Source organism: Amycolatopsis sp. lyj-90 (assembly GCF_046549035.1).
In the GTDB taxonomy this organism is placed as follows: Bacteria; Actinomycetota; Actinomycetes; order Mycobacteriales; family Pseudonocardiaceae; genus Amycolatopsis.
The window spans coordinates 88,886-109,172 of sequence record NZ_JAJPWP010000009.1; the positions used below are offsets into that span (position 1 = coordinate 88,886).

A 20,287-nucleotide genomic window follows, 5' to 3' on the forward strand; every position below is an offset into this window, starting at 1 on the left:
TTGTCCTACTGGGCCGCGGGGCCGGACGACATAAAGCGCCCCAGAGGTGGCTCGAAGCCCGCTTCGTCGAGCGCGCCGAGCAGGTGCGCCCGCAGCGCGCGTTGCACCGCCCACTGCTTGCCGGGCCGGACCTTCACCGTCAGGCGGAGCTTGATGCCCTCGGGGGTCACGGTCTCGACACCGAGCATCTCCGGCGGCTCCAGCACGCTGGGCGCCAGTCCCTCGCTTTCCAACAGGGACGTCGCCTTGGCGGCCATCAGCTCGGTGGCCTTCTCGACGTCGGCGGAGTAGCTGAGCGGGACATCGACGACGGCCACGGCGAAGCCCTGGCTCGAGTTGCCGACCCGCAGCACCTCGCCGTTGCGGACGTACCAGACGGTGCCGTTGATGTCACGCAGGGTGGTGATCCGGAGGCCGACGGCCTCGACGGTGCCTGCCGCCTCGCCGACGTCGACGACGTCACCGACGCCGTACTGGTCCTCGATCATCATGAAGATGCCGGAAAGGAAGTCCTTGACGAGGTTCTGCGCGCCGAAACCGAGCGCGACACCGACGATGCCGGCGGAGGCGATGATCGGCGCCAGGTCGATGCCCAGCTCACCCAGTACGAGGATGAACGCCAGGCCGTAGATGAACAGTGTCGCCACGGACTTGAGGACCGAGCCGATGGTGGCGGCGCGCTGACGGCGCCGTTCCATCACCGCCGACCCGAGCATCTCGGGAGCCTTCTCCCGCAACGGTCTCAACAGGGCTGGCAGCTTCTTGGAACCGCTCGGCATCCGCGTCACGCGGTTGATCAGGCGACGCACCAGGTACCGCAGCAGGAACGCCACGGCGATGATCATCAGGATCTTGATCGGCTTCGTCAGCAGCCAGCCTGCCGACGCGGAGAGCCATTCGTTCTTTGTGACCTCGAACACCTGACCGCACAGGGTGCTGGCGTCCTTCGTGCAGGCAGGGGGTTCGGTGGGCAGCAGGTTCACTGAGAAGAAATGTCCTTTCGTACTCGGCGGGGATCGTTCGCGCTGCTCGGGCGCGGCGGGCGCTCCGGCGGATCCGAAAAACCCGGTATCAGGTGGCCGCCGGGTCGCGCGCATGTGACACGTCCACTAACACACGTGCACTTTGGGGCTGATCTGTGGTCGACTATGCCTGCACCGGTGGAGGTGGTCGAGTGCCAGACCGACAACCCATCCCCCTCGGCGTCCCGAGCCAAGCCTTGGCCGGACAGGCGCCGGAGGTCGTGTTGCGCGCTCATCCGGGAGGTGCCCCCTCGCACGGGGCTCCACCGGGCGGGCCGGGAACGCGGCCAGGGGGTGTTGCCCGCCCGCCCGGACAGCGTAGAGGGCGGGATCCGTCGACTTCGGCGGTACCCACTACGACTACAGCGTCGTCTTGGGGCCGCAGACGGGTATTGCTGTTGAACGCCACGTTCGAGCCGCTCACGGCGTTGCCGCTGCGGCGCGCTGTGGTCCTCGTGATGTGCGGCAAGGCCGAGGTGGTGCACGGCGACCCGGCAGGGCTCGAACTGCACGCCGCTTCGGTGTCGTTGCCCGTACCCTCGGTGATCCGGCTGAGCACCTACGTGCGCGTGCCTTACCGCGCGCAGGTGCCGCTGACCAGGGCCGGGCTGATGCATCGCGACCGGTACCGCTGCGCCTACTGCGGAGGGCGGGCCGAGACGATCGACCACGTCATCCCGCGCAGCCGGGGCGGTCCCCACAGCTGGACGAACTGCGTGGCCTGCTGCGCCAAGTGCAACCACCGGAAGGCGGACAAGCTGCTTTCCGAGATCGGCTGGCGGCTGCGCGTCGTGCCGAGGGCCCCGCACGGGCCGCACTGGCGGCTGCTCGCGCATTCCAAGGAGGCCGACCCGTTGTGGCGGCCGTACCTGGGAACCGCGGCCTGACCGGGCCTTGACCGGGTTCCGAACACGTCGGCGCCCCGGCTGCCTTTCGGCGGCCGGGGCGGGCCGATGATGCCGTGATGAAGCTCTCTACCGCTACAAGTACGCCGTTTCCCTGTCAGCCGGCCGTGCTCTGGCTCAGGCGGCGAGGGAGAAGTCGCTCTGGCAGGTGACGCGCGTGCCACGGGTGACGCGGGTGCCGCGAGTGACCCGGGTGCCGCAGGTGACGCGGGTTCCGGCCGTCACGCGGGTGCCGCGAGTGACGCGCGTGCCCCTGGTGACGCGAGTGCCGGCGGTGACGCGAGTGCCACGAGTCACGCGGGTGCCGCGAGTGACCCGGGTTCCGGCGGTGACCCGCGTACCGCGAGTGACGCGTGTACCGCGCGTAACCCGTGTGCCCGCCGTCACACGCGTACCGGGGACGAATCCAATTTCGAAGAGTGACGAAACGTCGTCGATGATCGCCTGGCCGGGTGTCTGGGTGCTCTGCATGACATATCCTCCTGCGACCGGTGCGTTACCTGCTGGGGTGTGGGAGCTGGGCGCAAGGCCCGTACAGGTGAAAAAGCTACGAGGATTTCAAGGCCGCGACAAGACGACAGCGCCGGGTGCGGCCGCCCGTACGTTGAGTTGCAACCTTTCGGCCTTGAGGGCTTCGGCTCAACGTGGGAGCGCTTTCGCGGCAAGCGGCGGACGGCCCCCTCAGGGCGGTGAGCGGTCCGTGTCACGGAGCACGTCCGCGCGGGTGCGTACCGGGTGCGGCCCGGCGTTCCCGACCCCCGTCGGATACGCTCACGCGCGTGAACCTTGTCGAGACGATCCTGGTCTTCGCGGTGATCCCCTTGGCCATCTACGCGCTTTGCGGAGTGGCCACGCTGCGGTCGAAGGGCGCGGGCGTCGCCCGGTACCGGCCGGGGCAGCCGTGGGAGTACCCGGCCATGTGGTGGAGCGCCAACCCCGACGGTGTCGGCGCCAGGCATTCGCACGCGACCGCGGGCGGCGCGACCGCCGTCGGCGCGGCGAACACGACTTCGGTGACGGGAGGCGCTCGTGGCAACTGGTGAACTGACCCATTCGTCCACCGCTGTTGACGAAGAGCCCGGTTACGGCGCCGTCGTTACCTCCAGCGGCCGGATCTCCGCCGCCAAGATGTACGAACCGGCTGGGCCGATCAGCCCATTCACCACCCAGCAGCTTGCCCGGCTGGACGAGGCGCTGACCCTGGCCAGCCGTGAGACCGGCCTGGACTTCAGCGTGTACCTCGGCGACCTCGGCGAGGACACCCGCGTCACCGCCGAGGGCATGCTCGCCACGACCGACAACCCGGCCGACGGCGTGTTCGTCGCCGTGTCGCCCGGGCAGCGCGCCATCGAGATCGTGACGGGCTCGCAGGCCAAGCACCGCCTGCCCGACCGCGGCGCGAAGCTCGCCGTGGCCAGCATGGTGGCCTCCTTCAAGGAAGGCGACCTCGTCGGCGGGCTCGTGAACGCTCTCCGCATGCTGAGCGACCAGGCCGGCGCTCCGCAGCACTAAGCACTTCGCTCCGCTCTGCTCCGTCTCCAGATGCTATGAAAGGCCCGTTACTTGCAAAATTTGCAAGTAACGGGCCTTTCATAGCGTTTACGGGACGTTAGAGCCTTTAGAGCCCGGCCTGCGAGTCGAACTCACGGGCGGCCAGCGCCCGCACGATCCCGGCCCGGCCTTCCGACACGAGACGGCGCAGCGCGGCGGGGTGGTCTTCCCCGGCCAGCCACGCGTCCGACGCCTCCACGGTCGACGCCACGACCGCCCACGACGGGAACAGCCCGACCACGGTCGGCTGCGCGCGCTCGCTGGAGCGCCGCTGCCACACCTCGTCGATGACGTCGAAGTAGCGCGTCACGTAGTCGCCGAGCAGGTGCTTCTGGCCGGGGTGGGAGAAGCCGGTGATGAGCGAGTCGCTGACCGCGTTGGGCAGCTCGTCGTCGTACACCGCCCGCTGCCACGCGTCGGCCTTCGCCTCGTCGGTCGGCCGCAGCGCCCGTGAGCGCTCCGCCTGACGCCGCCCGGCGGCGGTGTCGTCCTTGGCGAGTTCCGCGTCGATCTCCGGGTTCTCCGCCTTGCCGTGCGCGACCAGCGTGTGCAGCAGCCGCCAGCGCAGGTCGGTGTCGACGGTCAGGCCCTCCAGGGGTGCCGTGCCGTCGAGCCAGCCGGAGATGATCTGCAGCGTCTTGTCGTCGAGCACCGAACCGGCGAGCGAGTTCACGAAGGCGAGCTGGTGGTCCGAACCGGCCTCGGCGCCCTGCGCCAGCTCCAGCAGCCGCGAGCTGAACTCCGGCCAGCCCTTGTCCGCCGCCCACGTGGTGTTCGCGTACGAGTTCAGCGCCGTCTGCGCCTGCAGCAGCAGCCGCTGCACCACGCCGACCTCGGTCTCGGTGTGCACGCCGCGCTGCACCAGCGTGACGAAGTCGCGGGCCTTGAGCTCGGCCTCGCGCGTCATCTCCCACGCCGCCGACCAGCACAGCGTGCGGGGCAGCGGATCGGTGATGTCGGCGATGCGGTCGATCAGCGTGGTCAGCGACGCCGGGTCGAGCCGCATCGTGCAGTAGGTCAGGTCGTCGTCGTTGACCAGCACGAGCTTGCCGGCCGGGAGGCCGACCAGGTCCGGCACCTCGGTGCGCTCACCGTCGATGTCGAGTTCGACGCGGTGCTTGCGGACGATCTTGCCGTTCTCGTCCTCGTCGTAGACCCCGACCGCGACGCGGTGCGCGCGCAGTTCACCGGCACCCGGCTTGGCGCCGGTCTGGGTGACGGCGAAGGCGGTGTACTTCCCGTCGGCGCCGATCTCGTAGCGCGGGCTGAGCGAGTTGAGGCCGGTGGTCTCCAGCCACTGCGCGCTCCACCACGACAGGTCGCGGCCGGAGGCCTCTTCCAGCGCGCCGAGCAGATCCGCCAGGGTCGCGTTGCCCCAGGCGTGCTTGCCGAAGTAGACCTTCAGGCCTTCGAGGAAGTGGTCGAGCCCGACATAGGCGACGAGCTGCTTGAGGACACTCGCGCCCTTGGCGTAGGTGATCCCGTCGAAGTTCACCTCGACCGCGTGCAGGTCGACGATGTCCGCCGCGATCGGGTGCGTCGAGGGCAGCTGGTCCTGCCGGTACGCCCACGACTTCTCGATGTTCGCGAAGCTGGTCCAAGCGTTCTTGTACTCGGTCGCCTCGGCCTGGGCCAGCACGCTCGCGAAGGTCGCGAACGACTCGTTCAGCCACAGGTCGTCCCACCAGCGCATGGTGACCAGGTCGCCGAACCACATGTGCGCCATCTCGTGCAGCAGCGTCTCGGCGCGGCGCTCGTAGTAGTAGCGCGTGACGCGGCTCCGGAAGACGTAGTCCTCCAGGAAGGTGACCGCGCCGGCGTTCTCCATCGCGCCCGCGTTGAACTCCGGCACGAACAGCTGGTCGTACTTGGAGAACGGGTACGGGGTGGCGAACTTCTCGTGGTAGAAGGCGAAACCCTGCTTGGTCTCGGTGAACAGCCTGTCCGCGTCCATGTGCTCGGCGAGCGAGGAGCGGCAGTAGATGCCGAGCGGGATCGTGCGGTGCTCGTCGGAGTACTCGTCGCGCCACACGCTGTACGGGCCCGCGATCAGCGCGACCAGGTAGGTCGAGATCCGCTCGGACACGGCGAAGACGGTCCGGACGGCTCCTTCCGGGGTCTCCTCGGCCGACTCGACCAGCGCGTTCGAAATGACCTTCCAGTCCTTCGGCGCGAGCACGGTGAGCCGGTAGACCGACTTGAGGTCGGGCTGGTCGAAGCAGGCGAACATGCGCTTGGCGTCGGCGGTCTCGAACTGCGTGTAGAGGTAGACGCCGTCGTCGACCGGGTCGACGAACCGGTGCAGGCCTTCGCCGGTGTTCATGTACCGGCAGACCGCGTCCACGACGAGCTCGTTCGACTCGCCGAGTCCGGGCAGTTCGACGCCCTTGTCCTCGACGTACCCGCTGACGTCGAGCTCCGTCCCGTTGAGGACGGCCGACTCGATCCCCTCGGCGACGATGTCGATCCATGACGCTTCGCCGCTTCTGGCGCTCGCGAACTTGATCGTCGTCTTCGACGTGAAGGTCTTCTCACCGGGACCGCCGCGGCCGTCGGTCAGATCCAGCTCGATGTCGTAGGACTCGACGTCGAGCAGATCCGCGCGCAGCTTGGCTTGGTCTCGGGTCAGGTTGGGGGCGGGCACTGGCACCTCTGGTCATCGGTATCGGTTTTGGTTTCCAACTACAGGCATCCAATCATGTCCAGGCCGGTGCTGACGACGGGAACAACGCCGACGGCCGCGATGTTGGCTCGCTGTGTAGCACCCTGCGTGTACCGGCCCACCCAAGACGATGGCACTGGGAGAACCTGATGACCGCCCCGTCCGAGACGACCAAGGTCGACTTCTACTTCGATCCGATCTGTCCCTTCGCCTGGATCAGCTCGCGCTGGATCCTCGAGGTGGAGAAGCACCGCGACCTCGACCTGAGGTTCCGGATCATGAGCCTGTCCGAGCTCAACAGCGGCCGCGAGGACCTGCCTGAGCAGTACAAGGAGCTGCTGGACCGCGGCTGGGGCCCGGTCCGCGTCGCGACCGCGCTGGCGCAGAAGAACGGCGAGGAGGCCCTGCGCGACTTCTACACGGAGTTCGGCACGCGCCATCACAACCAGGGCGACAAGGACATCCCGAAGGTCATCAAGGAGACCCTCGAAGCCATCGGAGCCCCGGCGGAGCTGGCCGAGGCCGCCGAGTCGACCGAGTACGACGAGGCGCTGAAAAAGAGTCACTACGAAGGTATGAATCCGGTCGGAATGGACGTCGGCACGCCGACCATCCACATCGACGGGGTCGCCTTCTTCGGCCCGGTGCTCAGCTCGATCCCGCGCGGCGAGGACGCCGTCAAGGTCTTCGACGGCGCCCGCGCGCTGGCGAGCTACCCGGACTTCTTCGAGCTGAAGCGCACCCGGTCCGGGGACCTGAACTTCGACTAGGCCGTCGCGAGTGCCGCTCTGGTGACATCGTCGGGGTAGGAGGACCTCGCGACGGCTTCGTCCGTCGTGAGGTCTCCTGCCGCGATCGCGGTTTTGAGCGCGGTGAGCTCACGCAGCCCTTCGCGGTGCTTCTCGATGAAGGCGGTGTCGACCGGCGCCCCGTGCCCGGCGACGATGATCTTCGGCTCCAGTTCGAGGATCGCGCCCATCACCCCGGTCCACTCCACGAGTGAGCTGTCCTCGTTGAACGAGAAGGCGCTGAAGCCCGCTTCGGCGTTCTCGACGGCGTCACCCGCGTAGATGACTCCCGCGTCGGGCACGTGGACGAACAGGTCGTGATCGGTGTGAGCCCGGCCGAGGAACCGCAACACGACCGTGCGGCCGCCGAGGTCGATCTCGGCGGTGCCGGAGACCGGCTTGTCCGGCAGGGTGATCACGGTGCGCTCCAGCGCCTCCGCCATCTCCGGGCGGTTCTCTCCGAGATAGTGCTGCACCCACTTGCGCCGCGCGCCCTCGCCGTAGGTGGTCAGCTCGGTCAGGCAGCCTTCATGCGCCCAGACGTCGCACGGCAGGAACGGCGTGGTGCCGAAGGCGTGGTCGAAATGCGCGTGGGTGTAGACGACCGACCACGGCAGCGGCGTGATCTCCCGGACCGCCGCGGCGAGTTCGGCGCCCTGTTCGACGTCTCCGCGGACGTCGACGACCAGGCAGTGGTCACTGCCCACGACCAGGCCGACGGTCAGGTCGAGCTCTTCGTAACGCCGGGCGTACACGCCGTCCGCGAGTTCGAGCCAAGTCACAGGTCCTCCAGAATTCCGTTGCGCAGCACCGGAACCGTGCTGCTTGTGTCGAGCCGGGCGGCGAGGGTCACGTCGTTCGCGTGCCCGGCCGCGGCGAGCTCGCGCCCTGAGGAACACTCTGTCAGCGCTTCGGCGATGTCGATCGCTTTGGCCGCGATCGCCGCGAGCCGGGCCTCGGCGGACGGACGGCCGTAGTCGCCGAGCGCGGCGATGATCGCGCCCGCACCGAGCTGATCCTCGACGCAGGGCCTCAGCGGTCCGAACTTCTTGGCTTCGGTGTGCATGTCGATACCCCAGCGTTCCCCGGCCGGGACGACGCCGATCGGCGCGCCGTCCGCCAGTTCGGCCGCGCGAGCGGCGACCGCGGTGGCGTTGCGAAGGCAGCCCGCGAGGACTTCGGCACCGGTCGTGGCGGCGGCGTCGCAGAGCGTGGCGCCGTTGGGGGAGGGGAGCGCGAGGAGGGTGCCGGGAGGGATTTCCGTCACAGACGAAGGTCGCAAAGTCCAGTCGCCTTCACCCGCGAGGATGGCGCCTCGCTCTTTCGCGGCATCCTCGCCCCGGTGATCGCGCCAGCGGACCGGCAGCACGCGTCCTCCGTTGCCGAGGACGAGATCCGTGGTGGTGCAGAAGGAAAGTACGTCGACGATGATCAGTACCGCGCACGCGCCGCCGAGGACGCCGACGCCTTCGGGTCCCCATTCGAGTCTGATGTCCGCTTCGGTCTGGCCCCAGATGTCCACCCCCACAGCATGCCCGCGCCGGAACGTGATGGCAGACTCCGCGCTGTGCGTGTTTACCTTGGCTCTGACCATGCCGGTTTCGAACTGAAGAACCACCTCGTGGCCCACCTCAAGGAGCAGGGCCACGACGTCGAGGACGTCGGTCCCTTCGTCTACGACGCGGCCGACGACTACCCGGCCTTCTGCATCGAGGCGGCCCGCCGGGTCGTCGCGGACGAGGGCAGCCTCGGCGTCGTCGTCGGCGGCTCCGGCAACGGCGAGCAGATCGCGGCCAACAAGGTGAAGGGCGCTCGCGCCGGCCTCGCTTGGAGCGTCGAGACCGCGAAGCTCACCCGCGAACACAACCACGCCCAGCTGATCGGCGTCGGCGCGCGGATGCACACCACCGAAGAGGCCACCGAGATCGTCGAGGCGTTCCTCGCGACCCCGCCGAGCCCGGACGAGCGCCACGGCCGTCGCGTCCAGCAGATCCTGGACTACGAGAACACCGGCTGGCCGCCGCCGCTTCCCGAGCACTGACATGCCCGAGGGGCATACGCTCCATCGCCTGGCACGTCTGCACAAACGCCGTTTCGCCGGTCACCCGGTCGAGGTGAGCAGTCCGCAGGGACGGTTCGCCGCCGAAGCGTCCCGTTTGGACGGCCGGGTGCTGGTGAAGGCCGAGGCGTACGGGAAGCACCTGTTCCACGACTACGGTCCACACGGGACGGTGCACGTCCACCTCGGCCTCTACGGCACGTTCTCCGACGAGCCGTTGCCGGTGGGCGAACCGATCGGGCAGGTGCGGATGCGGCTCGTCGGCCCGACGCATTCCGCCGACCTGCGCGGCCCGAACCAGTGCGAACTGCTCGACGCGCCCCGCGTCGACGCGATCAAGGCGCGGCTGGGCCCGGATCCGCTGCGCCGTGACGCGAAGCCGGACAAGGCGTGGGACCGGATCACCCGGTCGAAGACGTCGATCGCGGCGCTGCTGATGGACCAGTCGGTGCTCGCGGGCGTCGGCAACGTGTACCGCGCCGAGGTGCTCTTCCGGCACGGTGTCGCCCCGCTCGTCCCCGGCCGCGCGCTCGATCGCGCGCTGTGGGACGACATGTGGGCGGATCTCGTGACGCTCATGCGGCACGGTGTCCGGGTGGGACGGATCGACACGGTCGCGCCGGAACACCTGCCCGAGGCGACCGGCCGCGCGCCGCGGCAGGACCGGCACGGGGGCGAGGTCTACGTCTACCGGCGCGAGGGGATGCCCTGTCTCGTCTGCGGGACGCCCGTGCTGCGGAGCGATCTGGCGGCACGGAACCTCTTCTGGTGCCCGACCTGCCAACCCGCCTGACCTCCGCCCGCCCTGCCCGACCTCGGTCCCGGACGCTATGAAAGGCCCGTTACTTGCAAAATTTGCAAGTAACGGGCCTTTCATAGCGCTTGAGGGACCGACGCGCGGCTAGAAGTCGAAGCCGCCGCCGTCGAAGCCGCCACCATCGAAGCCGCCACCGTCGAACCCACCGGCGTCCCCGCCCATGTCGCCTCCGGCGTCGCCGCCCGCGTCACCGCCGCCATCGGCGGCCCCGGCGTCCTCCTGGCCCGCGTCGTAACCGGACTCCCAGGCCGACGCGCTCGCGATCCCCGCCATTCCGGAGAACATCGCGCTGAACAGCAGCATCGAACCGAGACCCCAGGCACCGGCGACGAGCGCGGGCTTCCACCACGGCTCGCTGTACCAGCCCTGCGGCACCGGACGGCCCGCCACGCGTCCACCGGGGTAGTAGTGCGGCGTCCGCTGGCTCGGGTCCGGCGAAGCCTCGTAGTGCTCGCCCTCGACGTCGACGGAGCGGTGTTCGGTGACCTTGCCCGCGCGGTCGCGCTCTTCGCTGCCGGGCAGTTCCGGGCCGGGGTCCATGCCCATCGCGAGCCGGGCGGCGCGGACGTAGTAGAGACCCTCGATGGCCGTCTCGCGCACCAGCCGGGCCTGCTCGACGGTCTGCGCCTGCTCCATCTGGGAGCCCGCCGCGGTGAAGCGCTCGGACGCGTCCGCCATCGCCTGCTGGGAGGCGGTGTCCGTGCCGGTGATGTTCATGACCTGACCGCCGAGCCGCTCGACGAGGCGCCGGGCGTCGGCCTTCGCGTCGTCCAGCTGGCGCTTCTTGGCCGCCGCCTGGGATTTCGCGAAGTAGATGCCGCCGCCGACCACCACGACGAGGAGCACGATCAGGAAGATCGCGGTACCCATGGGTTCAACTCCAGGAATCGTTCGGCCTTTTGCCCGATCAACGCGGCCGCCGGGCGGAGGGTTCCCGCCAGTGCTCCCGGTCACCGCGACCACTGGCGGGGCAAACTAGAACACGTTATAGTTCGGCCCCATGAAGTTCACCCTGTCGATCGCGATGAATCCGCTCGATCAGCTGGGCGAGCTCGCCCGCGCCGCCGAAGAGGCGGGGTTCTCCTCGATCGCGCTCCCGGATTCCCTGTTCTACTCCGAAACGGTCTCGGCCGACTATCCGTACACACCGGACGGCAGCCGGTTCTGGACCGAGGAGACGCCCTGGGCCGATCCGCTGGTCGCGGCCGCGTCGATGGGCGCGGTCACCGAGCGGCTCACGTTCTACACCTCCGTGCTGAAACTCGGTTCCCGCAACCCGGTCCTGCTCGCCCGCCAGGTCAACTCGGTCGCGGCGCTGACCGGCGGCCGTTTCGGTCTCGGGCTCGGTGTCGGCTGGTCGCCGGAGGAGTTCCGCTGGTGCGGCGCGCCGTATGAGAAGCGCGGCAAACGCGTGGACGAGGCCATCGAGGTGCTGCGGCTGATCCTCGACGGCGGGATGGTCGAGTTCCACGGCGAGTTCTTCGACTTCGACAAGCTCCGCATGAGCCCGACACCGCCGTCACGCGTGCCGTTCTACATCGGCGGCCACACCGATGTCGCGTTGCGCCGGGCCGCGCGCGTCGCCGACGGCTGGTCGTCGGCGATGATGAAATTCGACGACCTCCGCGAAACGATCGTCAAGCTGCGCGGGCTGCTGGCCGAGCAAGGCCGCGCCGATGACCCGTTCGAGTACCAGGCCGTCTGCATCGACAAGTTCGGTCTCGACGGCTATCGCGAACAGGGCGAGATCGGCGTCACCGACATCATCACCATGCCGTGGGTGTTCGACGGCCTCGGTTTCGACGCCGAAGTCGGCCCGAAGCTCGATTCCATCAAGAAGTTCGGCGACGAGATCATCGCGAAGATCGGAGACTGAGCCATGGGTGTCGACGTCTGCTGGGATCCGGCCGCCACACAGCCGCCCGCGCGCGAAGCCGCTTTTCGCTCGATGACCGCCGTCACCGCCGGCGACAAGGCGGCGTGGCTCGAACTCTTCGCCGGGGACGCCGTCGTCGAAGATCCCGTGGGCCCGTCGATGTTCGACGAAGAGGGCAAGGGACACCACGGCCAGGACGGGATCAGCGCCTTCTGGGACAAGACGATCGGGAACGTCGAACGTTTCCAGTTCACCATCCGCGATTCCCACGCGGCCGGTGACGAGGTCGCGAACGTCGGCACGATCACGACGTACCTGCCCGGCGGCTATCGCGTCGACACCGACGGCGTGTTCGTCTACCGGGTCCGTGAAGACGGGCTGATCGTGTCGATGCGGGCGTACTGGGAAACCGAGCGCGCCATGGCCACCGCCAAGAAGGTCGAAGACTAGAGCCGCTCCGCGCGCCGGGTCAGGTACTGCTTTTCGGGCTCGCTCGAGGTTTGCCCCGCGGCCCGCAGGTACGCCTCGCGCGCGGCGCCGGTGTCCCCGGCCAGTTCCAGCAGATGCCCGCGGACGGAATCGAGCCGGTGGGTCTGGCTCATCCGGCTGTCGTCGTCGAGGGTGGCGAGCAGTTCGAGACCTGCTTCCGGGCCGTTGACCTCGGCGACCGCGACGGCGCGGTTGAGCGTGACCACCGGGCCGGGCGAGACCTTCTCGAGGACGTCGTACAGCGCGAGGATCTGGTGCCAGTCGGTGTCCGCCACGGTCGCCGCCTCGTCGTGGACGGCGGCGATCGCGGCCTGCACCTGGTACGGCCCGACAGGTCCGGTTTCGAGAGCCTCGCTCACCAGCGAGACCCCCTCGGCGATCATCTCCTGGTCCCAGCGCGTGCGGTCCTGCTCGGCGAGCGGGACGAGCGATCCGTCGCCGACGGCGCGGGCGGCGCGGCGGGCGTCGGTCAGCAGCATGAGCGCGAGCAGGCCGGTGACCTCGTCCTCGCCTGCCATGAGCCGCCGGAGCAGCCGGGTCAGCCGGATCGCCTCGACGGTCAGGTCGGCCCGCTGCAGGTCGGGTCCGCCGCTGGTCGTGTAGCCCTCGTTGAAGATCAGGTACAGCACCTGCAGGACGACGCGGAGCCGTTCGGAGAGTTCGGCGGGCGGCGGCAGGACGAACTCCGCGCCCGCCCTCTTGATGGTCTGCTTCGCACGGCTGATGCGCTGGGCCAGCGTCGATTCCGGCACCAGGAACGCGTTCGCGATCTCCCCCGTGGTCAGGCCGCCGACGGCGCGCAGGGTGAGCGCGAGCTGCGACGGCGCGGACAGGGAGGGGTGGCAGCACAGGAAAAGCACGGTGAGCGTGTCGTCCGATGAGGACACGGTGGATGGTTCACTCGGGTCCATCAGCGCGTCGTTCTCTTCGCGACGGCGTCGCGCGCTCTCGCTGCGCCACTCGTCCACCAGCCGCCGTGACGCCACTGTCGCGAGCCAGGACTTCGGGCTGTCCGGGATGCCCTGCTCCGGCCACTGTTGCGCGGCCGAGAGCAGGGCTTCCTGGACGGCGTCCTCGCAGGCGTCGAACTGCCCGTGCTTGCGCACCAGCAGCCCGATCACCTGCGGGGCCAGCTCCCTCAGGAGCGCTTCGATCCGGCGATCGTCCTTCACGACGCCAGTCTTACCCCATTCGGGACGTCAGGCGACGGGGGAGTAGTGCGAAGCGTCGCCTTCGAGGGATTCGCTGGGCACTCCGTCGATGCCCACCGGGACGTCGCCCGCCACGGTCACCCGGTTCAGGCGGCGGGGCAGGTCGTCGTAGTTGTCGACGGCGTAGTGCTGGGTGATGCGGTTGTCGAACAGCACCAGCTGGTTCGGCTCCCAGCTCACCCGCACGACGTTCTCCGGCCGCGTCACGTAGGACTGCAGCAGGCGCAGGATGTCGCGCGACTCTCCCTTGGACAGCCCGATGATCCGCTGCGCGAACCCGCCGATGTACAGCCCGCGTTCGCCGGTCACCGGATGGACCCGCACCACCGGGTGCACGGTGCGGAACTTCTGCGAGACGAACACCTTGCGGCGTTCCTGCTCCGCCTCGTCGAGGGTCTCGGGCGCCTTCGCGTAGTCGTAGTCGTTGGTGTGCTCGGCGCGCAGCGCGTCCGCGAACGCCCGCAGCGGCTCCGGCAGGTCACGGTAGGCGGCGGCCGAGTTGGCGATCAGTGTCTCGCCGCCGTAGGGCGGAACGACCAGACTGCGCAGCGTGCTGGCCTTCGGCGGGTTGTGCACGAAGGTGACGTCGGTGTGCCACTGGTTCGCGCGACCCTGCTCGCTGTCGACCGGCAGGATGGCGGGCTCGCCCTCGACCGACGGGACGGTCGGGTGCGCCTTCGTCAGCTCTCCGAAGTGCTCGGCGAACCGCTGCTGGCCCGCGTCGTCGAGGTCGACGTCGCGGAACACGAGCGCCTTGTGCTCGTGCAGGGCGTCGGTCACGAACGCGACGGTCGCGGCGTCGAGTTCCTTGGCCGGATCGACGCCGATGACCTGCGCGCCGATCCTGCCGGTGATCTTGCGGACCTCGACCTGGGTGTTGAGGGCGGTCATGCGGCGTGCTCCTTCACTGGGATTCGGTTGACTGGGCGGGCGAGGCCGTAGTGGCCGCGCAAGGTCGTGGCGGTGTATTCGGTGCGGAACAGCCCGCGCCGCTGGAGTTCCGGGACGACGAGGTCGACGAAGTCCTCGAGGCCGCCGGGCAGCGTGGGCGGCATGACGTTGAAGCCGTCCGCGGCGCCTTCGGTGAACCAGTGCTCCAGCTGGTCGGCGACCTGCGTGGCGGTCCCCGCGAAGACACGGTGTCCCCGGCCGCCCGCCAGCCGCTCGATCAGCTGGCGGATGGTCAGGTTCTCGCGCCTCGCCAGGCCGGTGACCAGCTCGAACCGGCTCTGCGCGCCTTCGGTGAAGGTGCCGACGTCGGGCAGCGGACCGTCGAGCGGATACGGCGTGAGGTCGTGGTCGAGCATGTTCGACAGCTGCCGCACGCCGTACGCGGGCGTGATGAGGGCGTTGAGTTCGGCCTCGCGTTGCTTCGCCTCGGCCTCGGTGCGGCCCAGGATCGGGCTGATCCCCGGCAGGATCTTGATCTCCTCCGGCGAGCGCCCGTACTTGGCGAGCCTGCCCTTGACGTCGTCGTAGAAGGCCTTGCCCTCGGCGAACGTCTGCTGCGCGGTGAACACCGCCTCGGCGAACCGGGCCGCGTACTCCTTGCCCGTCTCGGACGAACCGGCTTGGACCAGCAACGGGTGTCCCTGCACCGGCCGGGGGATGTTCAGCGGGCCGCGTACCTGGAAATGCGGGCCGTTGTGGTCGATCGGGTGGATGAGGTCGGTGTCGGCGTAGACCCCGGTTTCCTTGTCGATCCTGGCCGCGTCGTCGTCCCAGCTGTCCCAGAGTTTCCTGGCCACCTCGACGAATTCGGTGGCGCGTTCGTAGCGCAGCGCGTGCGCCGGCCGGGCGTCGCGGTTGAAGTTGCGGGCCTCGTCCTCACCCGCCGACGTCACGATGTTCCAGCCCGCGCGCCCGCCGCTGAGGTGATCGAGCGACGCGAACTTCCGCGCCAGGTGGTACGGCTCGTTGTAGGTCGTCGACGCGGTGGCGATGAGGCCGACGTGCTCGGTGGCCCCGGCCAGCGCCGAAAGCAGTGTCAGCGGCTCGAACAGGGTGTGCGAGTTGTAGCGGACGTTGCCCCACAAGGCGACGCCGTCGGCGAGGAACAGCGAATCCAGCTTGCCGCGCTCCGCTGTGCGGGCGATGTCGACATAGTGCTTCAGCGTCGCGGCGCGGCGCGGATCCGTGCTCGGATGCCGCCAGGCGGCCTCGTGATGCCCGTTCGGCATCACGAACGCGTTGAGGTGCAGGTGTTTCTGCGAGGTCATGCCTTCTCCTTGACACGCCAGGTGGAGAATCGCCGCTCCAGTGCGACGAAGCCCGCGTTGATGGCCAGGCCCAGCACCGACACCGTGATGATCGCGGCGTACATCTGCTGGATCTGGAAGTTGACCTGGGAGTTGTTGATCAGATAGCCGAGCCCGGCCTTGGCGCCGACCATTTCGGCGGCGATCAGGATGAGGATCGAGTACGCCGCCGCCATCCGGATACCGGTGAAGATCGTCGGCACCGCCGACGGCAGGATCACCTTCCGGAACAGGCTCGGACTCGACAACCCGAGCGAACGCGCGGCCTTGACCAGCAAGGGATCCACGGTGTTCACCCCGGCGATCGTGTTGAGCAGCACCGGCCAGACGCAGGCGTAGACGATCAGCGCGATCTTGGACACTTCGCCGATGCCGAGCAGGAGCGTGAACACCGGCAGCAGGGCCAGCGCGGCGGTGTTGCGGGCCAGTTCCAGCAACGGGTTCAGGAACTCCGCGAGCGGTCGGTACCAGGCGATCAGCAGCCCGAGCGGGACCGAGACGCCCACCGCGATCACGAACCCGGCGGCGGACCGGCCGAGGCTCGCCAGCAGATGGTCGGCCAGCTGCCCGTTGAGGACCAGCTCCCAGAGCGCGACGAGATCTTCCGACAGCGGCGGAAGGAAGGTCCGCGTGCCTTCGTCGAGGACGAAGCGGGGAGCGAGTTCCCAGACGGCGAGGAAGAGCAGGATCGCCGCCGAACTGCGGAAGGCCTTGCTCAGCCGGTTCTTCTTCTTGCGAGGTTGCTCGGCGACCTTCGGTCCGGTGTGGACGGTGGGCGCTTCGAGGGTGGTGGTCACGCGGCCCTCCGGATCTCGTCGTGCAGGAGTTCCCACAGCTGATGGCGATGGGCCACGAACGCGGGAGCCGACCGCAGGTCGTCGTTCGAGCGGTCGCCGAGGTCGATGTCGACGACGTCCTTGAGCCTGCCCGGCCGCGAGGTGAGCACCGCGACCCTCTGTCCTAAATAGACGGCTTCCTCGATGCTGTGGGTGATGAACACGATGGTCTTGCCCGTGCGGCCCCAGATCCGCCGCAGTTCCTCCTGCAGCAGCTCGCGGGTCTGCGAGTCCAGCGCGGCGAACGGCTCGTCCATCAGCAGCACGTCGGGGTCGTAGGCGAGGCTTCTCGCGATCGCGACCCGTTGCTTCATCCCGCCGGAAAGCTGGTGGGGGAGATGGTCCTCGAAGCCGGAAAGCCCGACCAGGTCGAGGAATTCGCGCGCCCGTTCGGCGCGCTGCCGTTTGGTGAGCGTGCCACCTTCGAGGCCGAATTCGACGTTGGCGCGTGCGGTGCGCCAGGGGAACAGGGCGTACTGCTGGAACACGACCCCGCGGTCCAGACCCGGTCCGGTGACGGGCTTCCCGTCGATCAGGACCTCGCCGGAGCTGGGCTTCGCGAGACCGCCGAGCAGGTCGAGCAGGGTCGATTTGCCGGACCCGCTCGGTCCGACGAGCGACAGGAACGTGCCGTCCTCGATGTCGAGGGAGACGTCGTCCAGCGCGGTCAACGCGCCGAAGGTCTTGGTGACCGAGCGGAGGCTGATCTTGGCGGTCATGCGCCACCGCCTTCGCGGAAGGGGTTGAATTCGTTGGTGTAGAGCTTCTTCAGGTCGACCTGGTCGTTCTTGATGAACCCGGACTGCTTGAGCCAGTCCGTCCAGAGCGTGTAGTCGTTGTCGGAGATCAGCCCGCCCTTGGTGACGCCGGTGCTCTTCCAGTACTTGAGCGTTTCGGTGTTCTCGTTGCGGCCGCGGTTCTGGATGATCTTGGTGAACCGGGCGATCACCTCTTCGCGCGGCGTGGTGCGTGCCCATTCGATCGCCTTGGCGACACCGGCGACGAAGGTCTTCGTGGTCTCCGGGTACTTCTTGATGAAGTCGGTCCGCAGCACGTACGGCCCGCCGTTGTAGGGACCGAACGCCTCGACGTCCTTCACGATGGGCCGCAGGCCGCCGACGGCGGTCGCGCGGTCCTGCAGCACGCCGTTGAGCGCCGCGACGTCGATCTGGCCGTTGCGCAGGGCCTGTTCGGTGTTGATCGGCGGCAGGACGACCAGTTGCACCTGGTCGATCTCGGCGTCGGAGAGGCCCTGGCGCTTGAGCCAGGTGTCGAGGGCGGCCTCCAGGTTCGCGCCGACGGTGTTGACGCCGACCTTCTTGCCGATGAGGTCGCGGGGGTTGCGGATCGGGCTGTCTTCCTTGACGTAGAAGCCCAGGAAGGTCTTCTCGTCGGAACCGTAGTAGTTGACGACAGCCTTGATCGGGGCGCCGGCGTCGACGAGTTTGGCGACCGCGCCGGTGAAGGCGCCGCCGAAATCGGTCTGATCGGTCGCTGCGGACTGGATGTCCTGCGGCCCGCTGATCGTGTTCCCGACCCACTTGAGCTTGACCGGGCCGAAGTAGCCGAGGTCTTCGGCGAGTTCGGGGAACGTGACGTTGTTCGCCGATCCCTGGTAACGGAGTTCGAGCTTCTCCGGCTGTCCGGCGGCGCCCGCCGGGCTCGCGGACGCGCCGCAGCCCGACAGCGCCACCCCGGCGAGAAGCACGGCGGCCGCGGCGAGTAAGGGCACTGGTTTCTTCACGGTGGGCTCTTTCGTTCGGGTTCGCGTCGTTGAAGGAGATTCTTCGCAGGCCCGGCGGAGAGCGTCAATTTTGCGATTAAATGAAGTAACCCCGACTCAAGAGGCGTTGGCGAGCTTCGTGAAAAGCGGATCTTCGTAGAGGACGTTCAGCATGACGGCGCCACCGGCCGTCGCCAGCTCGGTACCCGGAAAGCTCGACATCACAACATTTTTCGCCGCGTCCTGGCAGATCCAGGATCGCTGGGAGACCTCGTCCCGGATCGTGGAAAGGCAGCCTTCGACGTCGCGTACACTCTGATCGAGAACGATGAGGATTTCCGGATTGAGGACGTCGAAGAGCAAGGCGGCGGCCTGTCCGATAATTCGCGCACGCTCGTGAAAAATGGCGATGGCGCCTTTGTTTCCCGACGCCGCCAAATGGAGCACGTCGGTGAAGTTCGGTTCTTCGATGATTTGCGCCTCGACGGCTTTACGGGCGACCGTCCGCTCGGACACCGTGGCTTCGAGGCAACCGGAACGCCCGCAGCGACAGGGTTCTTCACTGTCGTCGACCCGCAGATGCGCGACGGCGCCCGCGGCCGAGCGAGGACCATGATGGACGGTGTCGCCGGTGGCGAACGCGGCGTCGACCACGTTGCCGGTGAACAACTGCACGACACTGCTGCGCGCTCTCGGCTGCCCCAGCAGGCGTTCGGCGTGGATGAGCGCCCGCGAATGCCCGTCGACCCGGACGTCGAGACCGGTGACCTCCGTGAGCAGTTCGCGCAACGGAACCCCGTGCCAGCCGAGCAAACCGTGCTCCACCACCGTCCCCGAGGCCTCGTCGACCCACCCGCCGGTCGCCACCCCCAGCCCGAGCGGCGTCCGCTCCGGCGCGTGTCCGATGAGGAGGTCGTCGAGCAACTCCGCGATCTGCGCGACCTGGACGGCGGGCTCGGCGCCGTGATGCGGGGCCTCCTGCTGGGCCAGCACTTTCCCGCGCAGGTCCAGCAACCCGACGGTGAGATGGTCGACCGCGATATGCGCGCCGCCCACCACGAACCGCTCGGTGTCGAGTTCCAGTGGCACATGCGGCCTGCCGACCGCGCCGGCGACCTCGGGCAGCTCGATGAGGAACCCCCGGCGCATCAGCTCCGCCACATGCCCCGTGACGGCCGCCGCAGACAGCCCGGTGCGGCGCGCGATGGTACTGCGCGCTATCGCCCCTTCGTCCAGCACCACGCGGAGCACCGCGCTGGCACTGGCGCTCCGCCTGCCGGTCACGGTGCCGATGTTCGCAAGCGGGTGCCGAGGGGCCTAGGGCTCTCAGCATCCGGGAGCAGGTCAGACGTTCAGCTGGCGCACGAACCTGGCACTTTTTTCGCAGCGGTCCTCGTAGCCGCGCGCCCGGTAGAAGGCGTGCGCGCCGGTCCGGTGGCGGGAACTGGTGACCTCCATGAAGTTGCAGCCCCAGCGCTGCGCCTGCGCTTCGGCCGCGGCGACCAGCTCGCGTCCGACCCCCGTGCCGCGCTGGGTCTCGTCCACCACCAGGGCCACGATCCGCCCGCCGGAGCCTTCCTTCTCGAGAAGGGGGATCGCGACCACCGCGACGACACCGATCACGCCGTCGTCCGACTCGGCGACGAGCGCGGCGCCCTCGGGATGACGGGTCCAGCGTTCGAGCCGGCGGCGCACGTCGGCCTCGTTGTTGTCCGGGTAGCCCAGCTCGGTGAGCAGCGCGGTCACGGTGGGGGCGTCGGTGTCGCGGGCCGGGCGGATCTCCATGGGCTCTCCTCCTGCGCTTCCGGATCGAAAAAGGCCGGACCCGCAGGTCCGGCCTCATCGAGTCGGGATGACAGGATTTGAACCTGCGACCCTCCGCTCCCAAAGCGGATGCGCTACCAAGCTGCGCCACATCCCGTGACTTCCCCGATCTTGCCGGGGGGTGTGCACACAGCCTAGCGGGTCACGCTAAGCTGTTTTCGCACCCGGTACTCCGGGGGCACGCGGGTGTAGCTCAATGGTAGAGCCCTAGTCTTCCAAACTAGCTACGCGGGTTCGATTCCCGTCACCCGCTCCACCGCTCCGAA

General features: G+C 68.5%; 22 protein-coding genes and 2 tRNA genes. 9 read left to right on the plus strand and 15 right to left on the minus strand.

Translation table 11 applies throughout. From position 1 onward, the window contains the following. Window positions 1-5: 5 nt before the first annotated feature. Entirely contained in the window at window positions 6-983 is a 978-nt protein-coding gene (locus ACLJPX_RS31595; RefSeq protein ID WP_101605937.1) for a mechanosensitive ion channel family protein, read from the minus strand. 431 nt (window positions 984-1,414) lie between these two features. Between ACLJPX_RS31595 and ACLJPX_RS31600 the strand changes: the two genes are divergently transcribed. After that, complete coding sequence (locus ACLJPX_RS31600) at window positions 1,415-1,909, plus strand: HNH endonuclease (protein WP_101605938.1); 495 nt, start codon at window positions 1,415-1,417, stop codon at window positions 1,907-1,909. Between the two features lie 135 nt (window positions 1,910-2,044). On the opposite strand, the gene ACLJPX_RS31605 is transcribed toward ACLJPX_RS31600, so the two are convergent. Continuing rightward, window positions 2,045-2,398, minus strand: a complete 354-nt coding sequence (locus tag ACLJPX_RS31605; protein ID WP_101605939.1) for a hypothetical protein — start codon at window positions 2,396-2,398, stop codon at window positions 2,045-2,047. A gap of 308 nt (window positions 2,399-2,706) precedes the next feature. Here ACLJPX_RS31605 and ACLJPX_RS31610 point away from each other — a divergent pair, with 308 nt between their 5' ends. Next, window positions 2,707-2,970 carry a hypothetical protein gene (locus ACLJPX_RS31610; RefSeq protein WP_410604129.1) on the plus strand — a complete coding sequence of 88 codons (264 nt, stop codon included), beginning with the start codon at window positions 2,707-2,709 and terminating at the stop codon, window positions 2,968-2,970. Next, entirely contained in the window at window positions 2,957-3,439 is a 483-nt protein-coding gene (locus ACLJPX_RS31615; RefSeq protein WP_410604130.1) for a DUF5130 family protein, read from the plus strand. Before ACLJPX_RS31610 ends, ACLJPX_RS31615 begins: the two co-directional genes overlap by 14 nt. 106 nt (window positions 3,440-3,545) lie before the next feature. Here the strand turns inward: ACLJPX_RS31615 and pepN are convergent, their stop codons facing one another. Further along, window positions 3,546-6,122, minus strand: a complete 2,577-nt coding sequence (pepN, locus tag ACLJPX_RS31620) for an aminopeptidase N (protein WP_410604131.1) — start codon at window positions 6,120-6,122, stop codon at window positions 3,546-3,548. 167 nt (window positions 6,123-6,289) lie between these two features. On the opposite strand from pepN, the gene ACLJPX_RS31625 reads away from it, so the two are divergent. Continuing rightward, entirely contained in the window at window positions 6,290-6,910 is a 621-nt protein-coding gene (locus ACLJPX_RS31625) for a disulfide bond formation protein DsbA (RefSeq protein WP_101605943.1), read from the plus strand. Here the strand turns inward: ACLJPX_RS31625 and ACLJPX_RS31630 are convergent. Beyond that, window positions 6,907-7,710, minus strand: coding sequence for an MBL fold metallo-hydrolase (locus tag ACLJPX_RS31630; RefSeq protein ID WP_410604132.1), 804 nt, complete (start codon window positions 7,708-7,710; stop codon window positions 6,907-6,909). The genes ACLJPX_RS31625 and ACLJPX_RS31630 overlap by 4 nt on opposite strands. After that, a complete protein-coding gene (locus ACLJPX_RS31635) occupies window positions 7,707-8,450 on the minus strand; it encodes a 2-phosphosulfolactate phosphatase (RefSeq protein WP_410604133.1) in 744 nt (247 codons plus the stop codon). Before ACLJPX_RS31635 ends, ACLJPX_RS31630 begins: the two co-directional genes overlap by 4 nt. Before the next feature lie 45 nt (window positions 8,451-8,495). Here ACLJPX_RS31635 and ACLJPX_RS31640 point away from each other — a divergent pair, with 45 nt between their 5' ends. Beyond that, on the plus strand, window positions 8,496-8,969 hold the full coding sequence (locus tag ACLJPX_RS31640; RefSeq protein ID WP_276368222.1) for a ribose-5-phosphate isomerase: 474 nt from the start codon (window positions 8,496-8,498) through the stop codon (window positions 8,967-8,969). A gap of 1 nt (window position 8,970) precedes the next feature. After that, on the plus strand, window positions 8,971-9,780 hold the full coding sequence (locus ACLJPX_RS31645; protein ID WP_101605945.1) for an Fpg/Nei family DNA glycosylase: 810 nt from the start codon (window positions 8,971-8,973) through the stop codon (window positions 9,778-9,780). Between the two features lie 108 nt (window positions 9,781-9,888). Here ACLJPX_RS31645 and ACLJPX_RS31650 read toward each other — a convergent pair whose 3' ends face one another. Next, window positions 9,889-10,674: a hypothetical protein gene (locus ACLJPX_RS31650; protein WP_410604134.1), complete on the minus strand. Its 786-nt coding sequence runs from the start codon at window positions 10,672-10,674 to the stop codon at window positions 9,889-9,891. Window positions 10,675-10,804: 130 nt separating this feature from the next. On the opposite strand from ACLJPX_RS31650, the gene ACLJPX_RS31655 reads away from it, so the two are divergent. Then, window positions 10,805-11,680: a TIGR03619 family F420-dependent LLM class oxidoreductase gene (locus ACLJPX_RS31655; protein WP_410604135.1), complete on the plus strand. Its 876-nt coding sequence runs from the start codon at window positions 10,805-10,807 to the stop codon at window positions 11,678-11,680. A gap of 3 nt (window positions 11,681-11,683) precedes the next feature. Further along, window positions 11,684-12,130 carry a nuclear transport factor 2 family protein gene (locus ACLJPX_RS31660; RefSeq protein ID WP_101605948.1) on the plus strand — a complete coding sequence of 149 codons (447 nt, stop codon included), beginning with the start codon at window positions 11,684-11,686 and terminating at the stop codon, window positions 12,128-12,130. Here the strand turns inward: ACLJPX_RS31660 and ACLJPX_RS31665 are convergent. The 9 genes from ACLJPX_RS31665 to ACLJPX_RS31705 all read right to left on the minus strand — a co-directional run bounded on the left by ACLJPX_RS31665 (window position 12,127) and on the right by ACLJPX_RS31705 (window position 20,118). Beyond that, window positions 12,127-13,341, minus strand: coding sequence for an RNA polymerase sigma factor (locus ACLJPX_RS31665; protein ID WP_410604136.1), 1,215 nt, complete (start codon window positions 13,339-13,341; stop codon window positions 12,127-12,129). The two genes, ACLJPX_RS31660 and ACLJPX_RS31665, sit on opposite strands and share 4 nt — an antisense overlap. Window positions 13,342-13,368: 27 nt before the next feature. Beyond that, entirely contained in the window at window positions 13,369-14,271 is a 903-nt protein-coding gene (locus ACLJPX_RS31670) for a TauD/TfdA dioxygenase family protein (RefSeq protein WP_410604137.1), read from the minus strand. Then, on the minus strand, window positions 14,268-15,599 hold the full coding sequence (locus tag ACLJPX_RS31675) for an LLM class flavin-dependent oxidoreductase (RefSeq protein ID WP_410604138.1): 1,332 nt from the start codon (window positions 15,597-15,599) through the stop codon (window positions 14,268-14,270). The genes ACLJPX_RS31670 and ACLJPX_RS31675 overlap by 4 nt, the downstream gene beginning before the upstream one ends. After that, window positions 15,596-16,435, minus strand: a complete 840-nt coding sequence (locus ACLJPX_RS31680) for an ABC transporter permease (protein WP_101605952.1) — start codon at window positions 16,433-16,435, stop codon at window positions 15,596-15,598. Before ACLJPX_RS31680 ends, ACLJPX_RS31675 begins: the two co-directional genes overlap by 4 nt. After that, on the minus strand, window positions 16,432-17,193 hold the full coding sequence (locus ACLJPX_RS31685) for an ABC transporter ATP-binding protein (RefSeq protein ID WP_410604139.1): 762 nt from the start codon (window positions 17,191-17,193) through the stop codon (window positions 16,432-16,434). Before ACLJPX_RS31685 ends, ACLJPX_RS31680 begins: the two co-directional genes overlap by 4 nt. Further along, the gene (locus tag ACLJPX_RS31690) at window positions 17,190-18,218 is read right to left on the minus strand and encodes an ABC transporter substrate-binding protein (RefSeq protein ID WP_410604140.1); all 1,029 of its coding nucleotides are present in this window, start codon (window positions 18,216-18,218) and stop codon (window positions 17,190-17,192) included. Before ACLJPX_RS31690 ends, ACLJPX_RS31685 begins: the two co-directional genes overlap by 4 nt. Window positions 18,219-18,314: 96 nt before the next feature. Continuing rightward, a complete protein-coding gene (locus ACLJPX_RS31695; protein WP_410604141.1) occupies window positions 18,315-19,481 on the minus strand; it encodes an ROK family protein in 1,167 nt (388 codons plus the stop codon). Window positions 19,482-19,541: 60 nt separating this feature from the next. Next, window positions 19,542-19,982: a GNAT family N-acetyltransferase gene (locus tag ACLJPX_RS31700; protein ID WP_410604142.1), complete on the minus strand. Its 441-nt coding sequence runs from the start codon at window positions 19,980-19,982 to the stop codon at window positions 19,542-19,544. Window positions 19,983-20,044: 62 nt separating this feature from the next. After that, a tRNA-Pro gene (locus tag ACLJPX_RS31705) sits at window positions 20,045-20,118 on the minus strand. Window positions 20,119-20,203: 85 nt separating this feature from the next. Here ACLJPX_RS31705 and ACLJPX_RS31710 point away from each other — a divergent pair. After that, window positions 20,204-20,277, plus strand: a tRNA-Gly gene (locus ACLJPX_RS31710). The last annotated feature ends 10 nt before the right edge of the window (window positions 20,278-20,287 follow it).

What these genes read in the sequence shown, in the direction of transcription:
- ACLJPX_RS31675 (WP_410604138.1), bottom strand. Translation starts at nt 15,599, where the DNA reads ATGACCTCGCAGAAACACCTGCACCTCAACGCGTTCGTGATGCCGAAC.
- ACLJPX_RS31670 (WP_410604137.1), bottom strand. Translation starts at nt 14,271, where the DNA reads ATGACCGCCCTCAACACCCAGGTCGAGGTCCGCAAGATCACCGGCAGG.
- ACLJPX_RS31655 (WP_410604135.1), top strand. Translation starts at nt 10,805, where the DNA reads ATGAAGTTCACCCTGTCGATCGCGATGAATCCGCTCGATCAGCTGGGC.
- ACLJPX_RS31685 (WP_410604139.1), bottom strand. Translation starts at nt 17,193, where the DNA reads ATGACCGCCAAGATCAGCCTCCGCTCGGTCACCAAGACCTTCGGCGCG.
- ACLJPX_RS31645 (WP_101605945.1), top strand. Translation starts at nt 8,971, where the DNA reads ATGCCCGAGGGGCATACGCTCCATCGCCTGGCACGTCTGCACAAACGC.
- ACLJPX_RS31605 (WP_101605939.1), bottom strand. Translation starts at nt 2,398, where the DNA reads ATGCAGAGCACCCAGACACCCGGCCAGGCGATCATCGACGACGTTTCG.
- ACLJPX_RS31650 (WP_410604134.1), bottom strand. Translation starts at nt 10,674, where the DNA reads ATGGGTACCGCGATCTTCCTGATCGTGCTCCTCGTCGTGGTGGTCGGC.
- ACLJPX_RS31660 (WP_101605948.1), top strand. Translation starts at nt 11,684, where the DNA reads ATGGGTGTCGACGTCTGCTGGGATCCGGCCGCCACACAGCCGCCCGCG.
- ACLJPX_RS31700 (WP_410604142.1), bottom strand. Translation starts at nt 19,982, where the DNA reads ATGGAGATCCGCCCGGCCCGCGACACCGACGCCCCCACCGTGACCGCG.
- ACLJPX_RS31625 (WP_101605943.1), top strand. Translation starts at nt 6,290, where the DNA reads ATGACCGCCCCGTCCGAGACGACCAAGGTCGACTTCTACTTCGATCCG.